The 19,380-nt window shown below is 44.9% G+C and carries 12 protein-coding genes and 5 pseudogenes; 11 read left to right on the top strand and 6 right to left on the bottom strand.

All coding sequences use genetic code 11. The features are described 5' to 3' along the window. Window positions 1-24 precede the first annotated feature (24 nt). From V6N89_RS18315 to V6N89_RS18290, 6 genes and pseudogenes are all read left to right on the top strand, one after another. On the top strand, window positions 25-1,077 hold the full coding sequence (locus V6N89_RS18315) for an aldo/keto reductase (protein ID WP_338518851.1): 1,053 nt from the start codon (window positions 25-27) through the stop codon (window positions 1,075-1,077). Between the two features lie 97 nt (window positions 1,078-1,174). Next, entirely contained in the window at window positions 1,175-2,326 is a 1,152-nt protein-coding gene (locus V6N89_RS18310; RefSeq protein ID WP_338518850.1) for a Na/Pi symporter, read from the top strand. A gap of 291 nt (window positions 2,327-2,617) precedes the next feature. Next, complete coding sequence (locus V6N89_RS18305) at window positions 2,618-3,121, top strand: hypothetical protein (protein WP_346993076.1); 504 nt, start codon at window positions 2,618-2,620, stop codon at window positions 3,119-3,121. A 132-nt stretch (window positions 3,122-3,253) separates the two neighbouring features. After that, entirely contained in the window at window positions 3,254-3,805 is a 552-nt protein-coding gene (locus V6N89_RS18300; RefSeq protein WP_346993075.1) for a hypothetical protein, read from the top strand. A gap of 202 nt (window positions 3,806-4,007) precedes the next feature. Next, a pseudogene (gene acs, locus V6N89_RS18295) lies at window positions 4,008-5,955 on the top strand (acetate--CoA ligase). Window positions 5,956-5,970: 15 nt separating this feature from the next. Beyond that, complete coding sequence (locus V6N89_RS18290) at window positions 5,971-6,615, top strand: response regulator transcription factor (RefSeq protein ID WP_338518846.1); 645 nt, start codon at window positions 5,971-5,973, stop codon at window positions 6,613-6,615. A gap of 18 nt (window positions 6,616-6,633) precedes the next feature. Here the strand turns inward: V6N89_RS18290 and V6N89_RS18285 are convergent, their stop codons facing one another. The 5 genes and pseudogenes from V6N89_RS18285 to rimK form a co-directional block, all read right to left on the bottom strand. Further along, window positions 6,634-7,194, bottom strand: a complete 561-nt coding sequence (locus tag V6N89_RS18285; RefSeq protein ID WP_346993074.1) for a hypothetical protein — start codon at window positions 7,192-7,194, stop codon at window positions 6,634-6,636. Between the two features lie 13 nt (window positions 7,195-7,207). Further along, a complete protein-coding gene (locus V6N89_RS18280) occupies window positions 7,208-7,594 on the bottom strand; it encodes a hypothetical protein (RefSeq protein WP_346993073.1) in 387 nt (128 codons plus the stop codon). Window positions 7,595-7,726: 132 nt separating this feature from the next. Continuing rightward, window positions 7,727-8,161 (bottom strand): ATP-dependent zinc protease family protein, encoded by a 435-nt coding sequence (locus V6N89_RS18275; protein ID WP_338518840.1) that lies wholly within the window; start codon window positions 8,159-8,161, stop codon window positions 7,727-7,729. 16 nt (window positions 8,162-8,177) lie between these two features. Continuing rightward, window positions 8,178-9,223, bottom strand: a pseudogene (locus V6N89_RS18270) (succinylglutamate desuccinylase/aspartoacylase family protein). A gap of 38 nt (window positions 9,224-9,261) precedes the next feature. Next, window positions 9,262-10,167 (bottom strand): 30S ribosomal protein S6--L-glutamate ligase, encoded by a 906-nt coding sequence (gene rimK / locus V6N89_RS18265; protein WP_334016106.1) that lies wholly within the window; start codon window positions 10,165-10,167, stop codon window positions 9,262-9,264. A 221-nt stretch (window positions 10,168-10,388) separates the two neighbouring features. Between rimK and V6N89_RS18260 the strand changes: the two genes are divergently transcribed. Further along, window positions 10,389-11,018, top strand: coding sequence for a mechanosensitive ion channel family protein (locus V6N89_RS18260; protein WP_346993072.1), 630 nt, complete (start codon window positions 10,389-10,391; stop codon window positions 11,016-11,018). A gap of 34 nt (window positions 11,019-11,052) precedes the next feature. On the opposite strand, the pseudogene V6N89_RS18255 reads toward V6N89_RS18260, so the two are convergent. Next, a pseudogene (locus tag V6N89_RS18255) lies at window positions 11,053-14,502 on the bottom strand (PAS domain-containing hybrid sensor histidine kinase/response regulator). A gap of 257 nt (window positions 14,503-14,759) precedes the next feature. Here V6N89_RS18255 and V6N89_RS18250 point away from each other — a divergent pair. From V6N89_RS18250 to V6N89_RS18235, 4 genes and pseudogenes are all read left to right on the top strand, one after another. Further along, window positions 14,760-15,028: pseudogene (locus tag V6N89_RS18250) on the top strand (DUF4212 domain-containing protein). Window positions 15,029-15,031: 3 nt separating this feature from the next. Beyond that, the gene (locus V6N89_RS18245; protein ID WP_346993071.1) at window positions 15,032-16,738 is read left to right on the top strand and encodes a sodium:solute symporter family protein; all 1,707 of its coding nucleotides are present in this window, start codon (window positions 15,032-15,034) and stop codon (window positions 16,736-16,738) included. 101 nt (window positions 16,739-16,839) lie between these two features. Beyond that, a pseudogene (locus V6N89_RS18240) lies at window positions 16,840-18,670 on the top strand (putative nucleotidyltransferase substrate binding domain-containing protein). After that, window positions 18,667-19,353 (top strand): 3'-5' exonuclease, encoded by a 687-nt coding sequence (locus tag V6N89_RS18235; protein WP_338518834.1) that lies wholly within the window; start codon window positions 18,667-18,669, stop codon window positions 19,351-19,353. The pseudogene V6N89_RS18240 and the gene V6N89_RS18235 overlap by 4 nt, the downstream one beginning before the upstream one ends. Window positions 19,354-19,380 lie beyond the last annotated feature (27 nt).

Below are 19,380 nucleotides of genomic sequence, written 5' to 3'. Positions count from 1 at the left end.
GATTCTTGAAAAGGTAACGCATAAATGAAATTTAATCGCTTAGGAACTAGCGACTTGAATGTGTCAGATATTTGTCTAGGCACAATGACATGGGGTATTCAAAATACGCAGCGCGACGCAGATGAGCAGATCGCTTTCGCGTTAGAAAAGGGGGTGAATTTCATGGATACGGCAGAAATGTATCCAGTTCCCCCCAATAAAGAAACCTACGGTGATACCGAGCGTGTTATAGGAAATTGGCTTTCTAGACACAAAGATAAGCGCTCTGACGTTGTGTTGATGACCAAAGTTGCGGGAAGCGGACTTCGTTATATTCGAGAAGGGGGCCCTATCACAGCAGAAGCGGTTACAACCGCCCTTGATGATTCTCTTGCCCGTTTGCACACTGACTATATTGACGTGTATCAGCTGCATTGGCCTAATCGTGTGACGCCACATTTTGGAAAACATTGGCCGGATAATGCAAACCCTACGCGTCTTGACCGTGACCAAGAAGTCGAGGGAATGCGAGATATTTTGATAGGTGTTAAGCGCGCCTTAGATTCTGGAAAGATAAGGCACTGGGGCTTATCAGATGACACGCCTTGGGGCATCCACACATTTTTGACATTATGCAGTGAAATGGACATTCCAAAGCCTGTGTCTATTCAAAACGAGTTTAGTTTATTACATGCTAAAGATTGGCCTTATTTGATAGAAATGTGCGAACTTGAAGGTATTGCTTACTTACCTTGGTCTCCTCTGGCAACAGGTATGCTCAGTGGTAAATACCAAGATGGCGCAAGGCCAGAGGGGTCTCGTTGGACACTCGCTCAGCGTATGGGGTTGTTTAGAGACAAAGGGCCAGCCCAAGCTGCAACAAAAAAGTATGTTGCGATTGCAAATCAGGCGGGTATAACACCATCGCAACTGGCACTTGCCTGGTGTCAACAAGTGCCGGGCGTTACGTCTACAATTATTGGGGCGACGACAATGGTACAGCTAAAAGAAAACATTGAAGCCTTTTCAATAACGCTCTCTCAAGAGACTCTCGATGAGGTTCATGATGTGTTTCGAGAGCATCCTCTCGGTTTCTAAGAAAAGCAGAGTGAATAAGAATGACGAGCCAAGGCTCGTCATTTTTGTGTCACATGTGCGTCATACTATAAATTTTTTAGTAAGTTTATAAGAAACTATGTCGACACTTGACCCTCAACTTACGCAACAGGCTGAGCTAGGTAAAAATCCTAATTGGCAGCGTTGGCTTTTACTCGCATTCTTGGTTTACGTCATGCTGGTGGCTGTCAGTATGATCGGTAGTGGGTTTAAATATGCCACTGGTGATCACGCGCGAGAGCTCTTCAATTTTGCCTCAAATCCAATAATGGGTTTAATCATCGGCATGGTATCTACGGCGCTGATTCAATCTTCCAGTACGGTTACGTCAATTATCGTAGGCATGGTGGCTGGAGGACTGCCCATTACCATTGCAGTACCCATGATGATGGGCGCTAATATTGGTACGAGTATTACCAATACTTTGGTGAGTTTAGGTCATGTAGCTCGAAAGGAAGAGTTCCAAAGGGCTTTCAATGCGGCAACCATTCACGACTTTTTCAATGTCCTCTCTGTACTTATTTTTCTGCCACTTGAGATGGCATTCGGTATTTTAGAGTACTTAAGTGGGCAACTGGTTGCCCTTCTACATACTGGGGATGCGTTAGGACTAAATGGAGTCAACCCCATTAAGGCGGCTACACAGCCTGTGACCGACCTTGCCACACAATCGCTACAGTTTCTGCCCTCTATTTATCCAGGCGTTGCTAAAATTCTTATAGGTATTGCACTAATCATGTTGTCTATCACCTATATGGGTAAAATTATGAAAACGCTAATGGTAGGTAAGGCCAAAGAGCTTCTTCATAAAAGTATTGGTAAAGGCCCACTGTCGGGCATTACATCAGGCGCTATTATGACCGTGTTGGTACAGTCTTCATCCACTACGACTTCCTTAATGGTGCCTCTGGTGGGAAGCGATATTCTAAAGGCCCGTGATGTATACCCATTTACGTTGGGCGCCAACATAGGGACATGTATAACGGCACTTATAGCAGCTCTGGGTGTAGTGGGGGTCAATAGCGGGTTTGCGCTGCAAATAGCGTTAGTTCACCTAATCTACAACGTACTTGGCGTAACGGTGATATATGGTATTCCTTTTTTACGTCAAATACCGCTTACTTACTCCTACAAACTTTCTGTTTTGGCTACAGAAAGAAAGGTATATGGTCTCGCCTATATTGGCGGTTTGTTTTTCGCACTTCCACTTTTCGTTATTTCTTTTGCTTAGCAAAAATTGAAGAATTCAAGTGCAGAAAAATCCAAATCACGTCGATTTTTATAGTGCTAAAGTCTTATGAAACGTGGAAAAACCTCGCAAGATCATAAGACTTTGGTCGCACCAAACGATATATCACGAGTATTTTTTTCGTTTTTATCTCACAATTAACTTGTTTAAAAAATGTTAAGTTTTCGTTAGCGGGTTGAGGGTGAGACTGAGTAGTTCGTACCTCTAGATTCCCACTAATAGAATAATTCAAACAGCTAGAGCTGTTTTTGTTGATAAAATTGGGAGAATCACATGTTAAAACGAATTGCAGCGTCGTGCGCATTGGTACTAGTCAACACGCCAGTTGATGCTTTTGAGTTTAGCTTTAAAGGCATGATCAAGCCTGAAGTTGTTACGTCGAACGAAGGGGTTGCCAGTTATGGTAGCGCTTATAGCCAAGTTGCACCTACCCATGCTCTTCGCACAGATATATTTAACGGCGCACCTGCAACTGACCAAGAAACCCGGTTTCTAGAGTCGGAGTCTACGTCTTTCCAAGCTGCGCAATCTCGTTTTTCACTCAATATGAAACACGAGAAAATCCGCGGCGTACTCGAGTTTGACTTCATCGATGGTGAAGATGGGTTCACCAATCAGACGGCCATTCAAGCGCAGGAACCAAGACTTCGACTTGCGACATTGTATTATGATTATTCCGATAGCCTCACTTTTTTTGGCGGTCAGAAGTGGACAACAGCAGCGGGCATAAAATCTAGCGGAAGCTATAACTGGATTGGTAACGCTTATCGTGCTTAGGTAATTCAGGGTTCTTGGCGATGGAGGTTGGGGCAACCTATAAAGTTGACGCGCTTACCATTACAGGTGCGTTGATTAAGCAAAGGCCGTAACGCAACGGCTGGTGGTATTAACGCAAACGAACTGGGTCGTATGCCAGGTCTTGCCTTAGACGTTAACTACAAATTCTCAGGCCACACTGTAGGTTTTGCTGGTCATTTTGCCACAATCAACTTCGAAGATGAGCCCGGCTTTACCGGCGGCGAGGACCAAGACGCTAACCTGATGAAGGTGTATACCACATTGAACTTTGGTGATGTCAGCTTTAATGCCGAATACTATTCTGGCGAAGCGCTAAACAACCAAAACGCATTGGGTGTCGCGCCTGCCGCACGCCTAAGTGGTGGTGTAATCAGAGAGAGCTTTAGTGAGAGCGGCTTCTTTACGTTTGTTAACTGGAAAGTCAGCCCTAAACATAATATTCGCGTGGGTTACGCGAGTGCTTCTGTAGACTCAGATGATCGCGCCAGACTTTCACTGACCGAGCTTAACAAAAACACCACCGCGTATATCAACTACGGATATAAAGTGACAAGCAGTCTAACGGCGTTTGCACAGTTTACGCACTTTGACACAGAGTACGGCGTAGACTTTGAAAGCTTTACCGCATCGGTTGGCCGAGCTGGCGTAGTGTTTAAGTTCTAACGCGACACAGTAAAAAAGCAAGGCGTGTATCAGTCACGCCTTGCTTATATTTATCATTTTAACAAACCCCACATTTCGTTATTGCGTGTAAGCTCCTGAGTTTATTCTGTTAAGACCAAAGTCTCATTTTGCTTTGTGGGTAGATGATTAGAGTGTTACAACATACAACAAAATTTTTACACTTTTGACGTGGAGACCATTTATGACCACAAGCAAAACTTACGCTGTACCCGAAAACATTCTTCAGTCTACGCACTTAAATGCCTCGCAATACGATGCAATGTACCAGCAATCTGTTGAGCAACCAGAAGCCTTTTGGGCCGAACATGCTGCAGCGTTAGAGTGGTATACCAAGCCTACGAAAGTCAAAAATACCGTGTTTGGTGATGACGATGTCTCGATCAAGTGGTTTGAAGATGGCGAGCTAAATGCTAGCTATAACTGTATTGATCGTCACTTAGCTGATAATGCAACAAAAGTGGCGTTCCACTGGGAAGGCGATTCACCAGAAGACAGTCAAGATATCACCTATCAGCAAGTTCATTATGAAGTATGCAAACTCGCCAACGCACTAAAAGAAATGGGCGTTACCAAAGGCGATCGTGTTGCGATTTATATGCCCATGGTGCCAGAAGCCGCTTATGCGATGTTAGCTTGTGCGAGAATAGGCGCGGTGCACTCAGTGATCTTTGGTGGTTTTTCACCAAACGCCATTGCCGATCGCATCAACGACAGTAGTGCAAAGGTCGTTATCACTGCTGATGAAGGGCGACGTGCTGGGCGAACTATCCCGCTAAAGGCTAATGTAGATAAAGCACTAGCAGGAAATGCTTGCCCTTCTATTACGCATGTTTTAGTGCACAAGCTGACAGGCGGCGACGTTGACTGGAATAGCCAACACGACGTGTGGTGGCACGATGCTGTCGAAGGGTGTTCTGCACAGTGCGAGCCTGAAGTGATGAATGCCGAGGACCCGCTATTCATACTTTACACATCAGGTTCTACTGGCACGCCAAAAGGCGTTGTGCACACTACGGGTGGATATCTGTTGTATTCTGCAATGACTTTTAAGTATGCCTTTGACTACAAAGACGATGATATTTATTGGTGTACGGCGGATGTTGGTTGGATTACCAAGCCATAGTTATATGGTCTATGGCCCTATGGTCAATGCTGCGTCTCAGGTATTCTTTGAAGGTGTTCCCACTTATCCGGATGTAAAGCGCATTGCGCAGGTTGTTGAGAAATATAAAGTCAATAGCTTGTATACCGCACCTACTGCAATTCGTGCACTTATGGCACATGGCGACGTGCCAGCTGAAGGCTGCGACCTTTCATCGTTGCGCTTGTTAGGTACAGTAGGTGAGCCAATCAACCCTGAAGCATGGGATTGGTACCATCGAGTTATTGGTAAAGGACGCTGTCCTATCATTGATACATGGTGGCAGACCGAAACAGGTGGCCACATGATACTGCCGTTGCCTGGAGCTACTGAGCTTAAGCCAGGTTCTGCTACACGTCCTTTCTTTGGCATTCAGCCTGCTCTATTTGATGCAGAGGGAAATGAGCTAGACGGTGTATCGGAAGGTAACCTTGTGATTAAAGATAGCTGGCCCAGTCAGGCAAGAACCGTCTATGGTGATCATCAACGCTTTATTAACACCTACTTCAGCGCTTACAAAGGTGTGTATTTTACCGGAGATGGTGCACGACGCGATGAAGATGGCTTCTACTGGATAACCGGTCGTGTTGATGATGTGCTTAACGTATCAGGTCACCGTCTTGGCACGGCAGAAATTGAAAGTGCGCTGGTGGCTCATCCTAAAGTTGCTGAAGCGGCTGTTGTCGGCTTTCCTCATGATATTAAAGGTCAGGGTATCTATGTGTATGTGACACCTAACGAAGGTGTAGATGCAGACGATGCGCTAACCAAAGAACTTAAAGGTTGGGTACGTCAAGAGCTCAGCCCAATCGCGACGCCAGATATGATTCAATGGTCGCGTGGCCTTCCCAAAACACGTTCAGGTAAAATAATGCGCCGTATTTTGCGAAAAATAGCTGCAAACGAACATGAACAGTTGGGTGATACATCGACATTGGCGGATCCATCGGTTGTTGATACACTGATTGAGGAGAGACTCAACAAATAATCAAGGACATAGATAATGATTACCCTTTTGATCGCCGATGATCACCCGTTGTATCGCGATGCTCTTAGAGGTGCATTGTCGCTGTCAATGCCTGCCTTAACGCTAAAAGAGGCAGGCGACTTGAATGCTACGGTCGATATTCTAAATAACGAGGATATCGACCTGTTATTACTCGACCTTCACATGCCGGGCAGCAATGATCTGTTCGGCTTGTTACATATCCGAAAGTTGTTCCCCGATATACCTGTTGCAGTGGTTTCTGGGACTGAAGATACCACGCTTATCTCAAAGATAATTAGCGTAGGCGCACTTGGGTTTATTCCCAAAACGGCCAGCGCCCATGATATCGCTAATGCCGTTGAAGCCATTCTTGATGGCGATGTGTGGTTACCCGATAACTTAAGTGAAAACGTAGATGAAGTTAATGAGGAATTTTCTGAGCTAGCAGACAAAGTAGCTGCGTTGACACCCTCTCAATACAAAGTGCTATGCTACATGCGTGATGGGTTGTTGAATAAGCAAATTGGATACAATCTAGATATTGCAGAGGCCACGGTTAAGGCTCATGTCACTGCAATTTTCAAAAAACTAGGCATCAACAATCGAACTCAAGCGGTTTTAATTGCCTCTCAACTCGAGCTTGAACCTCCGTCGCAGTAACTTAGGCGTTGTAAGCGCTCAATTACCCCTTTGGTCCTTCTCCTCAATATACTGTGCGGTTTCTATCGAGTGTGTGAATTCAGGTAAAAAGCGCTCAAGTGCAAGCTTACTTTGCTCACTTAATAGCGGGTTATCTATATCGATAATACGTCTGCCTTCTATTAAGTCCATGCTTTGTTGATAACCCTTTTGCTGTGTTAATAAGGTTTGAAACTTGCCTGTTTCAAAAAGTATGAGTAAACCTTGAGCAATTCTTCCCGCCAGTTGATGATTATCGCTTCCAACAAAAAAGAAAATAGGGCTGGGATAAGAGACAATAAGGTGTTCGTCGATAGCGAGACCTTGTGATAGCTGTTCATCAGCAAACTCTTCATTTATTTCCATGACACTTCTGGGAAACATGTCCGCAAAACCTTCAGAAACAATTCTAAAAGAAGCACGATAGGTGGTTTCCAACACAGGAATGTTATTGGCTTTAAATATACGAGTGTCAGGCCAGTCATATCCCATTACAGCACGAAATTGCTGCAGTTCTTCAAGTGATGTAACACTTTTTAAACGCGTATCACCTTGGCGCACAAAGAGAGCTCGCTTACCAAAAAGACCTAGCCATAATCGGTATGCGAATTGGAAGAAAATGTTGCTCGCGTTCGTGTGATGTCACACTCCAGGTGACATCTAGAGTATTGTGTTCAAGGCCTCTGAGCTGGCGATCTTGTGCGGTTTCTTGTGTGCTGACAATGAGCTCAAACGTGCCATAGTCTTGTGCAGTTACGTTAAGTGCTTCGGTTAAAAGCTCTTTTGCGTATGCGTACACAGCATCTCGCCCAGGGTGAATATTAGGCAGCCTCAGCACGCTATGTGGTAACTCTGGGTTAACCGATACCGGTTTCGCTTGCCCCTGCGCTTGCGCAGTAGCGTCATTGAGCGCTAAAGCTAACGCTCCAATGAGTAATCGTCGTGTAAGTCTTAGAGTCATTACAATGTCCGTATTTCATTCGCTGACTATTAAGTGCACCTTTAACTCCTTGGCGCACTTAAGTACAATACAAAGCTTGTTGTGAACTTTGTTTTCGTAGGTTGCGATCAAATACATAACATAGTTCACATTCTAGTCTTTACCAGTGAGCAGAAAGTCAAATTCAGGGTCTACAATAAACTGGCCGCTCATGGCTTCTCTGCCTAACAGCATTAAATACGTCATTTCTGAGCGGTCAGTGAGAGTAAGCTGAATATCCCACTGGTTCCCATCCATAATTATAGGCGTAATTATGACGTATCGCTTTTCTAATGTTGCGGTTGAACTTTTAACGCGCTTTTGGCCTTCAACACGGGCTTCACGACGGACAACACGTTCAACATCGTGAATGTCAGGGTGAATATCAAACTTAATCCACAGTTCATCATCCTTCTCAAACTCTTCAATGTTGTCGACATGAAGCGATGACGTGGCAGCACCAGTATCTACACGCACGTTGAGATCTGTTATCGCTAGATTTGGTAAATCGCATAGCTCGACCGCGCCTACAATTTTCTTGTTTTTCATAGGTTTTTTACCGATGTTATTCAACAGTGCCTAGTTGCGGAGGCAATAAGTTGTCTTGAAGCAACTCAACGTGCTCTGCAACTGTATCAGGTTCAGAGAAGTAGGCAATGTGGTAAACCGCTTCTCCTTCTTGCGTCAGCGGAATATTTTGTTTACCAATGACGACACCCTCGGCAGGGCTTTCTAAACTATCTAGGTAGTTGCCAAACGGGTCTGCAATTATTGCCAATTTATCACCCTTTTCAACGTGATCGCCAAGTTGCGCTAGGTGCGTTACAAAGCCGCTTTCTGGCGCTCTAACCCAACCACTTTGCCTTGCAATAAAACGTTCAATGCTGTGTCCCTTGCTGCGGCTTTTATTTAACATCCCCAAGTGACGCATGGTGTTAATGATACCCTTTACGCTTAGCTCGAATAGAAAACTCGTCGTATCGCAGCGCTTGACCTGCTTCGTATAATAAAATCTTTACACCGCTTTCACTGGCCGACTCTCTTAATGAGCCATCTCTTAACTCAGCATTAAGCAATACAGGTACGCCAAAAGCTTTTGCCATTTCAAGAACTTCTTCGTCATCCAAGTCAGCTCTAATCTGTGGCAAGTTGCTGCGGTGGATTGCGCCAGTATGAAGGTCGATACCCACGTCGCACTTGCTCACAATTTCCTTAAAAAACAAATTGGCAAGTCTGCCTGCCAGTGAACCTTTTTTACTTCCTGGAAAACTGCGATTTAGGTCTCGCTTAGTCAGGCAAATAACGAGATTGGTTTAATACGCCGTACACGTTCACCATAGGCACGGCTATCAAGGTACCTCTAATGCGTGAAATCGATTTTGAGCGAATCAATCTGCCCACTATTTCAATACCATTTAACTCGTCACCATGAATAGCTGCGCTCACAAACATGGTGGGCCCCGGGCGCTTACCACGCTTAACATAAACCGGAATGCTCATGTTTGTCGCCGTATACAAAGGCGGCATTTCTAGCTCTATTTTCTTCGTCTCACCTGGCGCGATGTCTATGCCACCTATGTTGAGCACGTTTTTAACTGCGTTTTTTACCACTCACGTTTTCCTATTTCGAACATAGCGCTATTGCACGCCTAGCCTTTGCCACGGGTTTTTGTTTTATGTGGCTCAGCACTTTTCTCAATAAACTCAATGATCATAGCGGCAACATCTTTGTTGGTTGCTTTCTCGATGCCCTCAAGACCGGGAGACGAGTTTACTTCCATTACTACCGGACCATTGTTAGAGCGCAGAATATCGACGCCACAGCAGTTTAGCCCCATGGTTTTTGCGGCATCTACTGCGGTCTTACGTTCAGCTGGGCTTAAACGTACCAAGCTTGCCTGGCCACCGCGATGTAAGTTTGAGCGAAACTCGCCAGGCGCGGCTTGTCGCTTCATCGCCGCGACGACCTTACCACCAACAACAAAACAGCGAATATCGGCACCACCAGCTTCTTTAATAAATTCTTGCACTAATATACTGGCGTTTAGCCCCATGAACGCTTCAATGATCGACTCTGCTGCTTTTTGTGTGTCAGCAAGTACAACGCCGATACCTTGAGTGCCCTCTAGCAGTTTTATGACTACTGGAGCGCCACCCACGGTTTTAATGACGTCGTCAATTTTGTCAGGGTGGTGCGCAAAACCAGTACGCGGCATGCCAATGCCTTTTCTAGACAAAAGCTGCAGTGAACGAAGCTTATCCCGCGAGCGACTAATAGCGACAGATTCGTTGAGACTGTATGTTCCCATCATTTCAAACTGACGAACGACCGATGTACCGTAAAACGTCACCGATGCCCCAATGCGAGGAATAACCGCATCGTAGTAGGGAAGCTTTTTACCATGATAACGCACTGATGGTCGTGCACTTGTGATGTCCATATAGCAGTGCATTGTGTCGATTACATCTACCTCATGCCCGCGCGCTCGGCCTGCTTCAACAAGGCGTGAAGTCGAGTATAGACGTGGGTTTCTGGAAAGTATTGCGATACGCATTATTGAAAAGCCTGTAATTTGTATTAGATATTAGGATTGTCTATACCACGTTAGAACGTGGATATAATTTAGACAAGTATTTTTCCGCGCATACTAATGCAAGGTGCAAACGGTGTCTTACGAATAATTCTTGTTGTGTCGATTGTTTTTAATGCATGAAGTTATGCGATTTTCGCGATAGCATGAAAGAAAATTGATATGTCTTTTTTAGGTTTAGTGTAATGAATGAGTGGTGGCACGCGTTTTTGATGTGGTTAACCGAATACCAGTCGAACGTCGTGTGGAGCGGTGTGGTTTTGTTGATCTATTTGGCGACGTCGAGAAAGCTCCTGCCAAAACTTGAAACCAATATTGAAAAATCCAAGTTAAAATCCAGTAGCGCTATTAAAGGGCTGTTTGCTGCCAGAGTATTGGTTGCGACGCTGTCTGTTGCTTTGCTTCTACTAGCGTGGGGCATCGACTTTTCTGGCCTTTTGGTATTGTCGACGTCAATTTTGACCGTAACTGGCGTTGCCTTATTTGCGAGTTGGTCTCTAATCAGCAACATTACAGCGTACTTCATTCTATTAACTAACGTGGCCTACCGGCGTGGAAATTACGTGCGTATTTTGGATGGAGATAATTATATTGAAGGCGTCATTGCCGATGTGGGTCCCTTTAGCACTCGGCTGGTTACTGCTGACCGTGAGACATTAATGTATCCGAATAACCTCATATTAACGCGTCCCGTATTACTCAACCCAAAAGTTAAATGGGGATCAATGGGGAAAGTGATTTCGAAATCGGCGGTGGAAACTCCAGTGCAAAAAGTAGAAGAAAACAGAGTACCCGAAGAACTTTTAGGTAAATAATACATTCACTGTTCATTGGGCGATGACTATCGCCCTAACTCACGTTTTTCGCTTCTCTAATATAGCGCGTCATACTTTGCAATAAGGCTCTAAGCTTTGCTTAGGTTTCAAAGGCTTAGATAAGAAATTAACGCCCTGAGCTTTGCATTGTGTGACCAAACCATCGTCCGGTGTTGCGGTAATAAGTGCCGCTGGCACGACAACGTTCAAACGAGCTCTTATCTCCTCAATTAGTGCAAGTCCGTTTTTCTCATCATCGTGACTAAGCTGATAATCCATTAACAAAATCTGTGGCTGTATGGTTTCACACAACGTTAGTGCGTCTTCCCAATTGTTTGCCAGTGCAACGTTGACACCCCACTTAGAAAGTAGAGTCTGCATGGCGTCTAGGTTTTCTTTTTGATCGTCCACACAAAGCACATTCATGCCGCTGAACGTCGTATTTTTGGGTTTCGAGTGTTCACTAGAAAGCGCCTTTGGCTGCGCTTTAGTCAGAGAAAAAGAAAAACAGCTTCCCTTACCAACATCAGAGCTTACTTGTATATCACTGTTAAGCTGCAAGCTTAAGCGCCGGACCACACCTAAGCCTAAACCTAGGCCATGCTCTTTGCTGTCATTTATACGTACAAAGTCGCCAAAAATACTGCCTTTCTTTTCGTGCGAAATACCAATGCTTGGTGTCGATAATTTTAAAATGTACAACATTGCCCACAGGCTTTACGGCAAATAATACTTTGCCTTTTTCTGTGTATTTAACGGCATTTGACAACAGGTTTTGTGTAATACGGTACAAATATGTCTTGTCAGCAGTTACCCAGCATGGCCGAATTCTTGCGCTAAACTGCAGGCCCTTTTCTTTTGCTCGCATAGCCATTTCATCAACAAGAGGGGCAAGCAGTAATGTGACGTCAACTGCCTCTAGTTCAGGTTTCATTTCACCCTGATCTAAGCGTGCAATATCCAGAAGCGTCCCGATAAGATTTTCACTGGAGGTAACGCTGTGATTAAGCTTTTGAATAATGTCGTGGGCCGCATCAGAAAGCTCTTGCTCTTCCAATGCACTGGCATATAGCTTGGCTGCGTTAAGGGGCTGTAAAACATCATGGCTGGCTAAAGCTAAAAACCGCGTTTTACTGGCGTTGGCATCTTCTGCGGCCTTTCTCGCCCTTATCAACTCTTTTTCTGCTTCAGAGCGGCGCTCAATCTCAAGGCGTAGTTCGGCGTTGATGGAATGAACTTCTTCTGTACGCTTCTTAATTCTGGCTTCTAAGTCGATATTGGACTCTTCCAGTGCTTGTTGAATTTCAACGTGGCCTGTAATGTCGTTAAAGCTGGTAACAAAGCCCCCACCAGGTAACGGATTGCCAACCATTTCAATGACGCGACCATCTTTGCGTTGACGCGTAAAACGATGGGGCATGCCAGATCGCAAGTGACCCAAGCGTTTCTCTACTTCCGCTTCAACATTATCAGTGCCAAATTCGCCCTGCGATGCGTTAAACCGAATAAGCTTTTCTATGGGAGTACCCACTGCGAGCAAGTTATCAGGGTAGGGGTATAAATCGGCATAGCGCTTGTTCCACGCTACCAAATTAAGGTGTTTATCGACGACGCTTATGCCTTGATCCATATTCTCTAGCGACGTTAACAGTGCGGTCATATTAAACTGCATGGCCTGCGTGGTATCGTCGAAAAAGTTAATGATTTCTGTGAAATCCATTTTTTTACCGCGCAACGCACTATCTAGAAGCACTTTAGCACTAGATGCTCCAATTACTCCGCCAAGAGCGCGCTCGCAAAACGATAAAAATGCCTCATCGGGCTTGGCTTCATGCTTTAGCTCGCAGTGATTAAGTTGTTTGTATTGATCGAGAAGTTGCTCACATCGACCTGTTCCCATAAAGGTCGACAATAAGGTAATGAGATCTGAAACGGTAACATTGGTAGCCTGCGCTTTAACGGTATTGTTAGCCGAAATAGCGGGAGATACGAAGGCTTCGGCCTGAATGCGGTCGATAAGTCGCTGCGGCGCAAACCACGAAAATATGGCGTAGACAAACGTATTAGCTGCCAAACTTATCATCGCTCCTTGGCTAATGAGTTCATTCTGCTCCACTTGTGAGACTTGGTCACTCACAATAGGGAGAACAAGCCACAGCACCCATATTACAAGTCCAATCATAAGGCCTGCATATACGCCGTGTGCATGTGCTTTCTTCCAGTATAGACCACCTACGATGGCAGGGAGCAATTGAATGACTAAAGAAAAAGCGATAAGGCCAATAGAATGTAAAGAGCGACTTCCTGTCATCTGATGATGATAGAAAAACGCCATAAGGAGAATAAACGCAATAACGATACGCCGAATAAACCTGATTCTACTTGAAAGGTCTTGTTTGCTATCAGCTTGGTCGCTGAATGCAAGAATGCGCGGCAGAATTACATCATTAGTTAACATGGTACTGAGTGTGAGCGTGGCAACTATGATCATCGCAGTAGCTGCTGAAAGCCCTCCCACAAAAACGATAACCTGAAGCAAGGTAGACTGTGAAAATACCGCTAATGAAAGAACATAAAAGTCGGGCTCAATGCCTGTATCACTAAATATTGCTTTACTGACAATGGCGATAATTGGAATTACCGCTGAAATTATGGTCAAGTAAAGGGGGAATAGCCACCTTGCCGTGCGAATGTGCCCTAGACTTAAATTATCAATAATCGCCACGTGGAATTGGCGAGGCAAACAGATAATTGCTGCGGCTGCCATAATGGTTTGTGCAACAAAAGAAAAAGAACCGAATTGGGATAACGCGGCTTCGTTAACAAAGCTATCGAAAAAAGGCCCTGTTTCTGTTCGCTTCCACGCGCTATAGCCGACAAATGCCACCAACACGAGCGCCAGCAATTTAATGGTCGACTCAAAAGCAATGGCTAACATCATGCCCCGACGATATTCGGTCACGTCTGCTTGACGTGTACCAAAATAAATTGCGAAAACGGCGATAAAAGCTGTTGCAGCGAAAATAATCACGTCGCTATTGGACTGTTGAGTCAGTAGCTGAAATGTTGCGCCAACGGCTTTGAGTTGAAGAGCGATGTAAGGAATTGTAGCAAGTAGCGCAATAAGCGTGACAACAAGTGCTACGGTTTGACGCTTGCCGTAGCGTGAGGCAATAAAGTCTGAAATAGTCGTAATATGCTGCTTTTTGCTTACCAAGGTCATTTTGTAGATGAACTTGTAACCTAAGGCGTACACCAATATTGGGCCCAGCATAATGGGGAGGTAAATCCATGTGTCTCGACTTGCCTGGCCCACCATGCCAAAGAAGGTCCAAGCGGTACAGTAAATGGCGAGCGCCAGTGAATAAATTGCCGGGTGAGAAGTAATTGCGCGCGCTTTCTGCGAATTTTTCTCACCCCAACTGGCGAGAGAAAAAAGCAAAAAGAGGTACAGCACCGCCAGTGTCACCCAACCAAATACCATAATTTTCCTTTAACTATATTTTAACAACTTAGTGTTCATTATAAACGTTTCGACCATAGTCTTACCTACGACCATGGTCTCATTTTGAATTCTCATAGGCAGGTCTAGAGTAATACGCGAGCTCCTAAATGCTTGACTTTGCTGTTAAGGAAGAGGTTTTCATTAATTTCCACTTCGCAGCAATAACGTTAATAAAGCCGGGCGTTAGGAAAATGTAAAAACATAACAACTAGTTAACCTGACATGAGGGTGAAACAATGGCATTTAGAAACGAAGAGGACAAAAAAGCATACTGGAAGGAGAACCTTTCTCTCCTTGGTAAGCTTTTGGTCGTATGGTTCATCGTATCATTTGGTGCTTAAGCATATTGTTTGTCGACGCACTGAACGAAATTCAATTCTTTGGCTTTAAACTGGGCTTCTGGTTTGCTCAGCAAGGCGCTATTTACGTATTCGTTGCTTTGATTTTTGTCTATATGGCAAAAATGAACGCTATGGATAAACGCTACGGTGTAGACGAGGAGTAAGCCATGGACGTTCAAACACTCACATTTATTATTGTTGGTGCGTCTTTCGCACTATACATTGCAATTGCAATTTGGGCACGTGCAGGCTCAACAAATGACTTTTATGTAGCGGGTGGCGGTGTTCCACCTATGATGAATGGTATGGCAACTGCTGCCGACTGGATGTCTGCTGCATCGTTTATCTCAATGGCAGGCCTTATCTCATTTATGGGGTACGACGGTGCGGTTTATCTTATGGGATGGACCTATGGTTATGTACTGTTAGCATTGTGTCTAGCACCTTACTTGCGTAAGTTTGGTAAGTTTACGGTACCTGACTTTATTGGCGACCGTTATTACTCTCAGACAGCCCGTACGGTAGCGGTATTCTGTGCTATTTTCGTGTGCTTTACCTATGTCGCGGGGCAGATGCGCGGTGTCGGTGTTGTATTTAGTCGCTTCTTAGAAGTAGACATTGTAGCTGGTGTTGTGATTGGTATGGTCATTGTTTTCTTCTATACCGTGCTTGGTGGTATGAAAGGGATAACCTATACGCAAGTTGCACAGTACTGTGTACTTATATTTGCCTACATTGTGCCAGCGGTTTTCATTTCAATAATGGTAACAGGTCATATCCTTCCTCAAACGGGATTCGGTGCTACGCTTGCTGACGGTTCCGGCATGTACATGTTACAGAAGCTCGACATGCTGTCCGTAGAACTAGGCTTTAATGAATATACCTCGGGCACAAAGTCTACCATTGATGTGTTCTTTATTACCTTTGCGCTTATGGTAGGTACAGCGGGTCTTCCACACGTTATTGTTCGTTTCTTTACAGTTCCAAAAGTTGCTGATGCACGTAAATCGGCAGGTTATGCGCTTGCGTTTATTGCCTTGCTATACACTACGGCTCCTTCTCTTGCTGCGTTTGCTCGCGTGAACATGATTGAGACAATCAACGGTTCTGAAATGACGGGCACGAGCTATGCAGAAGCGCCATCATGGATTAAAAACTGGGAGCAAACTGGCCTAATCGGTTTTGAAGATAAAAACGGCGATGGCAAGATGTTCTACTCAGGCGATGAGCGCAACGAAATGAAAGTTGACCGCGACATTATGGTATTGGCGAACCCAGAGATTGCAAACCTACCTGCATGGGTAATTGCATTGGTTGCTGCTGGTGGTGTTGCCGCTGCATTGTCGACGTCTGCAGGTCTGTTGTTAGTAATATCGACCTCGGTGTCACATGACTTGTTGAAACGAAACTTTATGCCAAATATCACCGATAAAGCCGAACTCATGTATGCGCGATTAGCTGCAGGGGTGGCCATTGTGATTGCAGGCTACTTCGGTATTAATCCGCCAGGGTTTGTCGCGCAGGTGGTCGCCTTTGCCTTCGGCTTAGCGGCATCCAGCTTCTTCCCTGCAATAATCATGGGTATTTTCAGCAAGCGTATGAATGATAAAGGGGCAATCTCAGGTATGATTTCAGGTCTGGCGTTTACCGCTACCTATATTATCTACTTCAAGTTTGTTAACCCTGCGGCGAATACGCCAGACAATTGGTGGTTTGGTGTGTCTCCTGAAGGTATTGGTACGCTTGGAATGGTAGTGAACTTTGTAGTGGCATTCCTAGTGTTCAAAGTAACCGATGAAGCGCCAGAAGAGATCCAAGAACTTGTTGAAAGTATTCGCTATCCAAAAGGTGCGGGCGAAGCGTCTGCGCACTAACATAGTGAGACATTAACGTTCTATACGACCAACCTACTGGCGAAAGCGAGTAGGTTGGTTTTTTCTTTTATGTAAGGCTCATTTGGTTTAGGAACTGTTATATGGCCGCAATTGCAAAACAGATTGAGGACTTTCTTGCTACGTCTGCGCCTTTTGACAATCTTGATGACGCGCAAAGATCGGACCTTATTAAACGTGCAGAGTTGATCTATCTCACTGCTGATAATGCATTGGAACTAAGTAAGCAGTCACCTAAGCTCTACCTTATTCAAAGTGGACAATTCTCTGTTGAGGATGGTCAAGGCCCTACGCGTCATCTTAGTGAAGGCGACTACTTTGGCTACCCCGCTATTATGGATAAGCAAAACACTGCGCTAAAAGTTAATGTTGATAGTCCAGGCCTTGTATTTTGCTTTGCCGCAGAGCTTATGAAAGCGCTGTTAAATATCGCTTCTATTGGCAATTTTTTTATGGGGCTTCGCAATAATGCCCTTCAAAACAACGCTATTTCCGACAGTAACTCTATGTGGCTTTATAAAGGCCTAACTGATGTTATAAGTAAAGCACCTGTTTCTGTTAATCACGATACGCCGATATCGGACGCTGCCATGTTAATGACAGAGCAAAAGGTGTCTTCGTTACTCGTCACCGAGGGTAACAAACTGGTGGGGATTGTTACCGATAGAGATTTGCGCTCTCGTGTTGTGGCACTGTCGCTAGATACACGTTTACTCGGTTAATGACATAATGACCCGTCAACCCACACAAATAAACGGAAATAGCACGTTATTCGATGCCATGGCATTGATGACCGAAAAGAACATTCATCACCTGCCTGTAATCGACGCTCAGTCTAGTCATCCCCTTGGTATGATCACCGCAAGCGATATCATTCGTCACCAACGCGGAAATGTACTGTTTATTATTGGTGAATTATCGAAAGCGGAAAATCTGTATGAATTGACACGGTTGTCATGGCAGTTGCCGCATTATTTTTCTGCCCACGCGAAACGAGCTGGCGACTTCGACATTGCGGGAAAAATTTTATCGCAGGCCACTGACATAATGACTCGTAAGCTGATTGGTTTCTTTCAGCAAGAGCATGGAAAAGCCCCCATGATGTTTGCGTGGTTGGTATATGGCTCACAAGCCAGAGAAGACCAGACAATGGGGTCTGACCAAGACAATGGCCTTCTTTTAGCAAAAGAGCCCAATGCTCAACAAGCGCAATATTTTGCCGACATGGCAGGGTATGTGTGCAATGGATTGGCAAAGTGCGGTATCAAGCTCTGCGATGGAAATATTATGGCAAGTAATCCAGCGTTGAGGTTATCAATTGACGCAGCAGTTGAGGAGGCAAAGCAATGGGTTAAGGCGCCAACGAAGGACGCTATTATGCATTTTAATATCTATCTTGATGTACGCTGTGCTGCAGGTGATAGTAGTTTATTTAAGGCATTGCAAAAACGCCGCGCCCCATTGCTACAGCAAAAGATGTTTTTAGCGGCATTGGTGCGCCATAGCAATGACGTTGCTGTGCCACTTTCTACGTTCCAGCGGTTTACTTATGAAAAAGGCCGTAAACAAAAAGACAGCATTGATCTTAAAACACGCGCAGTGGCGCTTATCAACAACATTGCGAGGATCTATGCCTTAGCTGATGGCATAGCTTTTCCCAATACCCTTGCTCGTCTTGAGGCCTTGTCTGACAGCTCTCAATTGTCTAAACGTGATGCGGCTAATTTGCGTGATATTTGGCTTTTTTTGAACAGACTGCGTTGGCGCCATCAACTCGAAAATAAGGTCACAGATAACTGTGTATCTGTGGCGTCTTTATCTTCGATCGAAAAGCATCAACTTAAAGCTGCCTTTAAAGCCATTGAGCGCACCAATCAGGCCATGGTAATGAAGTTCTCTGGAGGAATGGGATGATATCGCGGCTATTGTTGTCTCTTTGGCGCCGTGTCACACCTAGCGCCGCAAGAATAGAGGGAATAAATAGTAAGGTCTTAAGTGAGTGTAAGTTTGTTGCAATAGATTTAGAGCTCACATCGCTAAACCCTAGCACTACCTCTATTACATCAATTGGCTATGTTGAAGGGATAAACGGGCGTGTCGACCTATCTACGTGTGGTTATAGTGTCATCAATACTTCTGCTGACTTAGGTCAAAGCCCTGTTATTCATGGATTAACCCAAGATGTGCTATGTCGCGGCAAAAGCTTACTCGACGCTATGAATACACTTGTACCGATATTACAAAATACAGTACTTGTTTTTCACAATGCGAATTTAGATTTAAGCGCCCTTGATAATGCATTTAAAGCCCTTGAATTGCCCGAGATGGAAATTGTCTATATCGACACGCTGAAACTAGCGATTTACCAGCTAAACAAGCAACATCAGATTTTGCCAAGTGATAGTGCTACGCTAACTGTATGCCGACAGCGATTAGACTTACCGAGCTTTCCAGAGCATAACGCCTTAGATGATGCATTGGCTACGTTAACGCTCTTCTACGCACAGCTTACGCAACTTGGGGTGACTCAAGCTGATACACTTAACGTACTTTCTCATACTAAAGCGGTTGGACGTTATCGTTTGGGCCGTGTTTGACGTGGTAAACGACCTGAAGGGGAGTTG

The organism is Alteromonas gracilis (assembly GCF_036870955.2).
Classification (GTDB): Bacteria; Pseudomonadota; Gammaproteobacteria; order Enterobacterales; family Alteromonadaceae; genus Alteromonas; species Alteromonas gracilis_A.
The sequence above is the reverse complement of the archived record's forward strand: the minus strand, read 5'-3'. Positions and strand labels throughout refer to the sequence as shown.

What these genes read in the sequence shown, in the direction of transcription:
- V6N89_RS18290 (WP_338518846.1), top strand. Translation starts at nt 5,971, where the DNA reads ATGATTACCCTTTTGATCGCCGATGATCACCCGTTGTATCGCGATGCT.
- V6N89_RS18260 (WP_346993072.1), top strand. Translation starts at nt 10,389, where the DNA reads ATGAATGAGTGGTGGCACGCGTTTTTGATGTGGTTAACCGAATACCAG.
- rimK (WP_334016106.1), bottom strand. Translation starts at nt 10,167, where the DNA reads ATGCGTATCGCAATACTTTCCAGAAACCCACGTCTATACTCGACTTCA.
- V6N89_RS18280 (WP_346993073.1), bottom strand. Translation starts at nt 7,594, where the DNA reads ATGACTCTAAGACTTACACGACGATTACTCATTGGAGCGTTAGCTTTA.
- V6N89_RS18315 (WP_338518851.1), top strand. Translation starts at nt 25, where the DNA reads ATGAAATTTAATCGCTTAGGAACTAGCGACTTGAATGTGTCAGATATT.
- V6N89_RS18300 (WP_346993075.1), top strand. Translation starts at nt 3,254, where the DNA reads ATGCCAGGTCTTGCCTTAGACGTTAACTACAAATTCTCAGGCCACACT.
- V6N89_RS18245 (WP_346993071.1), top strand. Translation starts at nt 15,032, where the DNA reads ATGGACGTTCAAACACTCACATTTATTATTGTTGGTGCGTCTTTCGCA.
- V6N89_RS18305 (WP_346993076.1), top strand. Translation starts at nt 2,618, where the DNA reads ATGTTAAAACGAATTGCAGCGTCGTGCGCATTGGTACTAGTCAACACG.
- V6N89_RS18310 (WP_338518850.1), top strand. Translation starts at nt 1,175, where the DNA reads ATGTCGACACTTGACCCTCAACTTACGCAACAGGCTGAGCTAGGTAAA.
- V6N89_RS18235 (WP_338518834.1), top strand. Translation starts at nt 18,667, where the DNA reads ATGATATCGCGGCTATTGTTGTCTCTTTGGCGCCGTGTCACACCTAGC.
- V6N89_RS18275 (WP_338518840.1), bottom strand. Translation starts at nt 8,161, where the DNA reads ATGAAAAACAAGAAAATTGTAGGCGCGGTCGAGCTATGCGATTTACCA.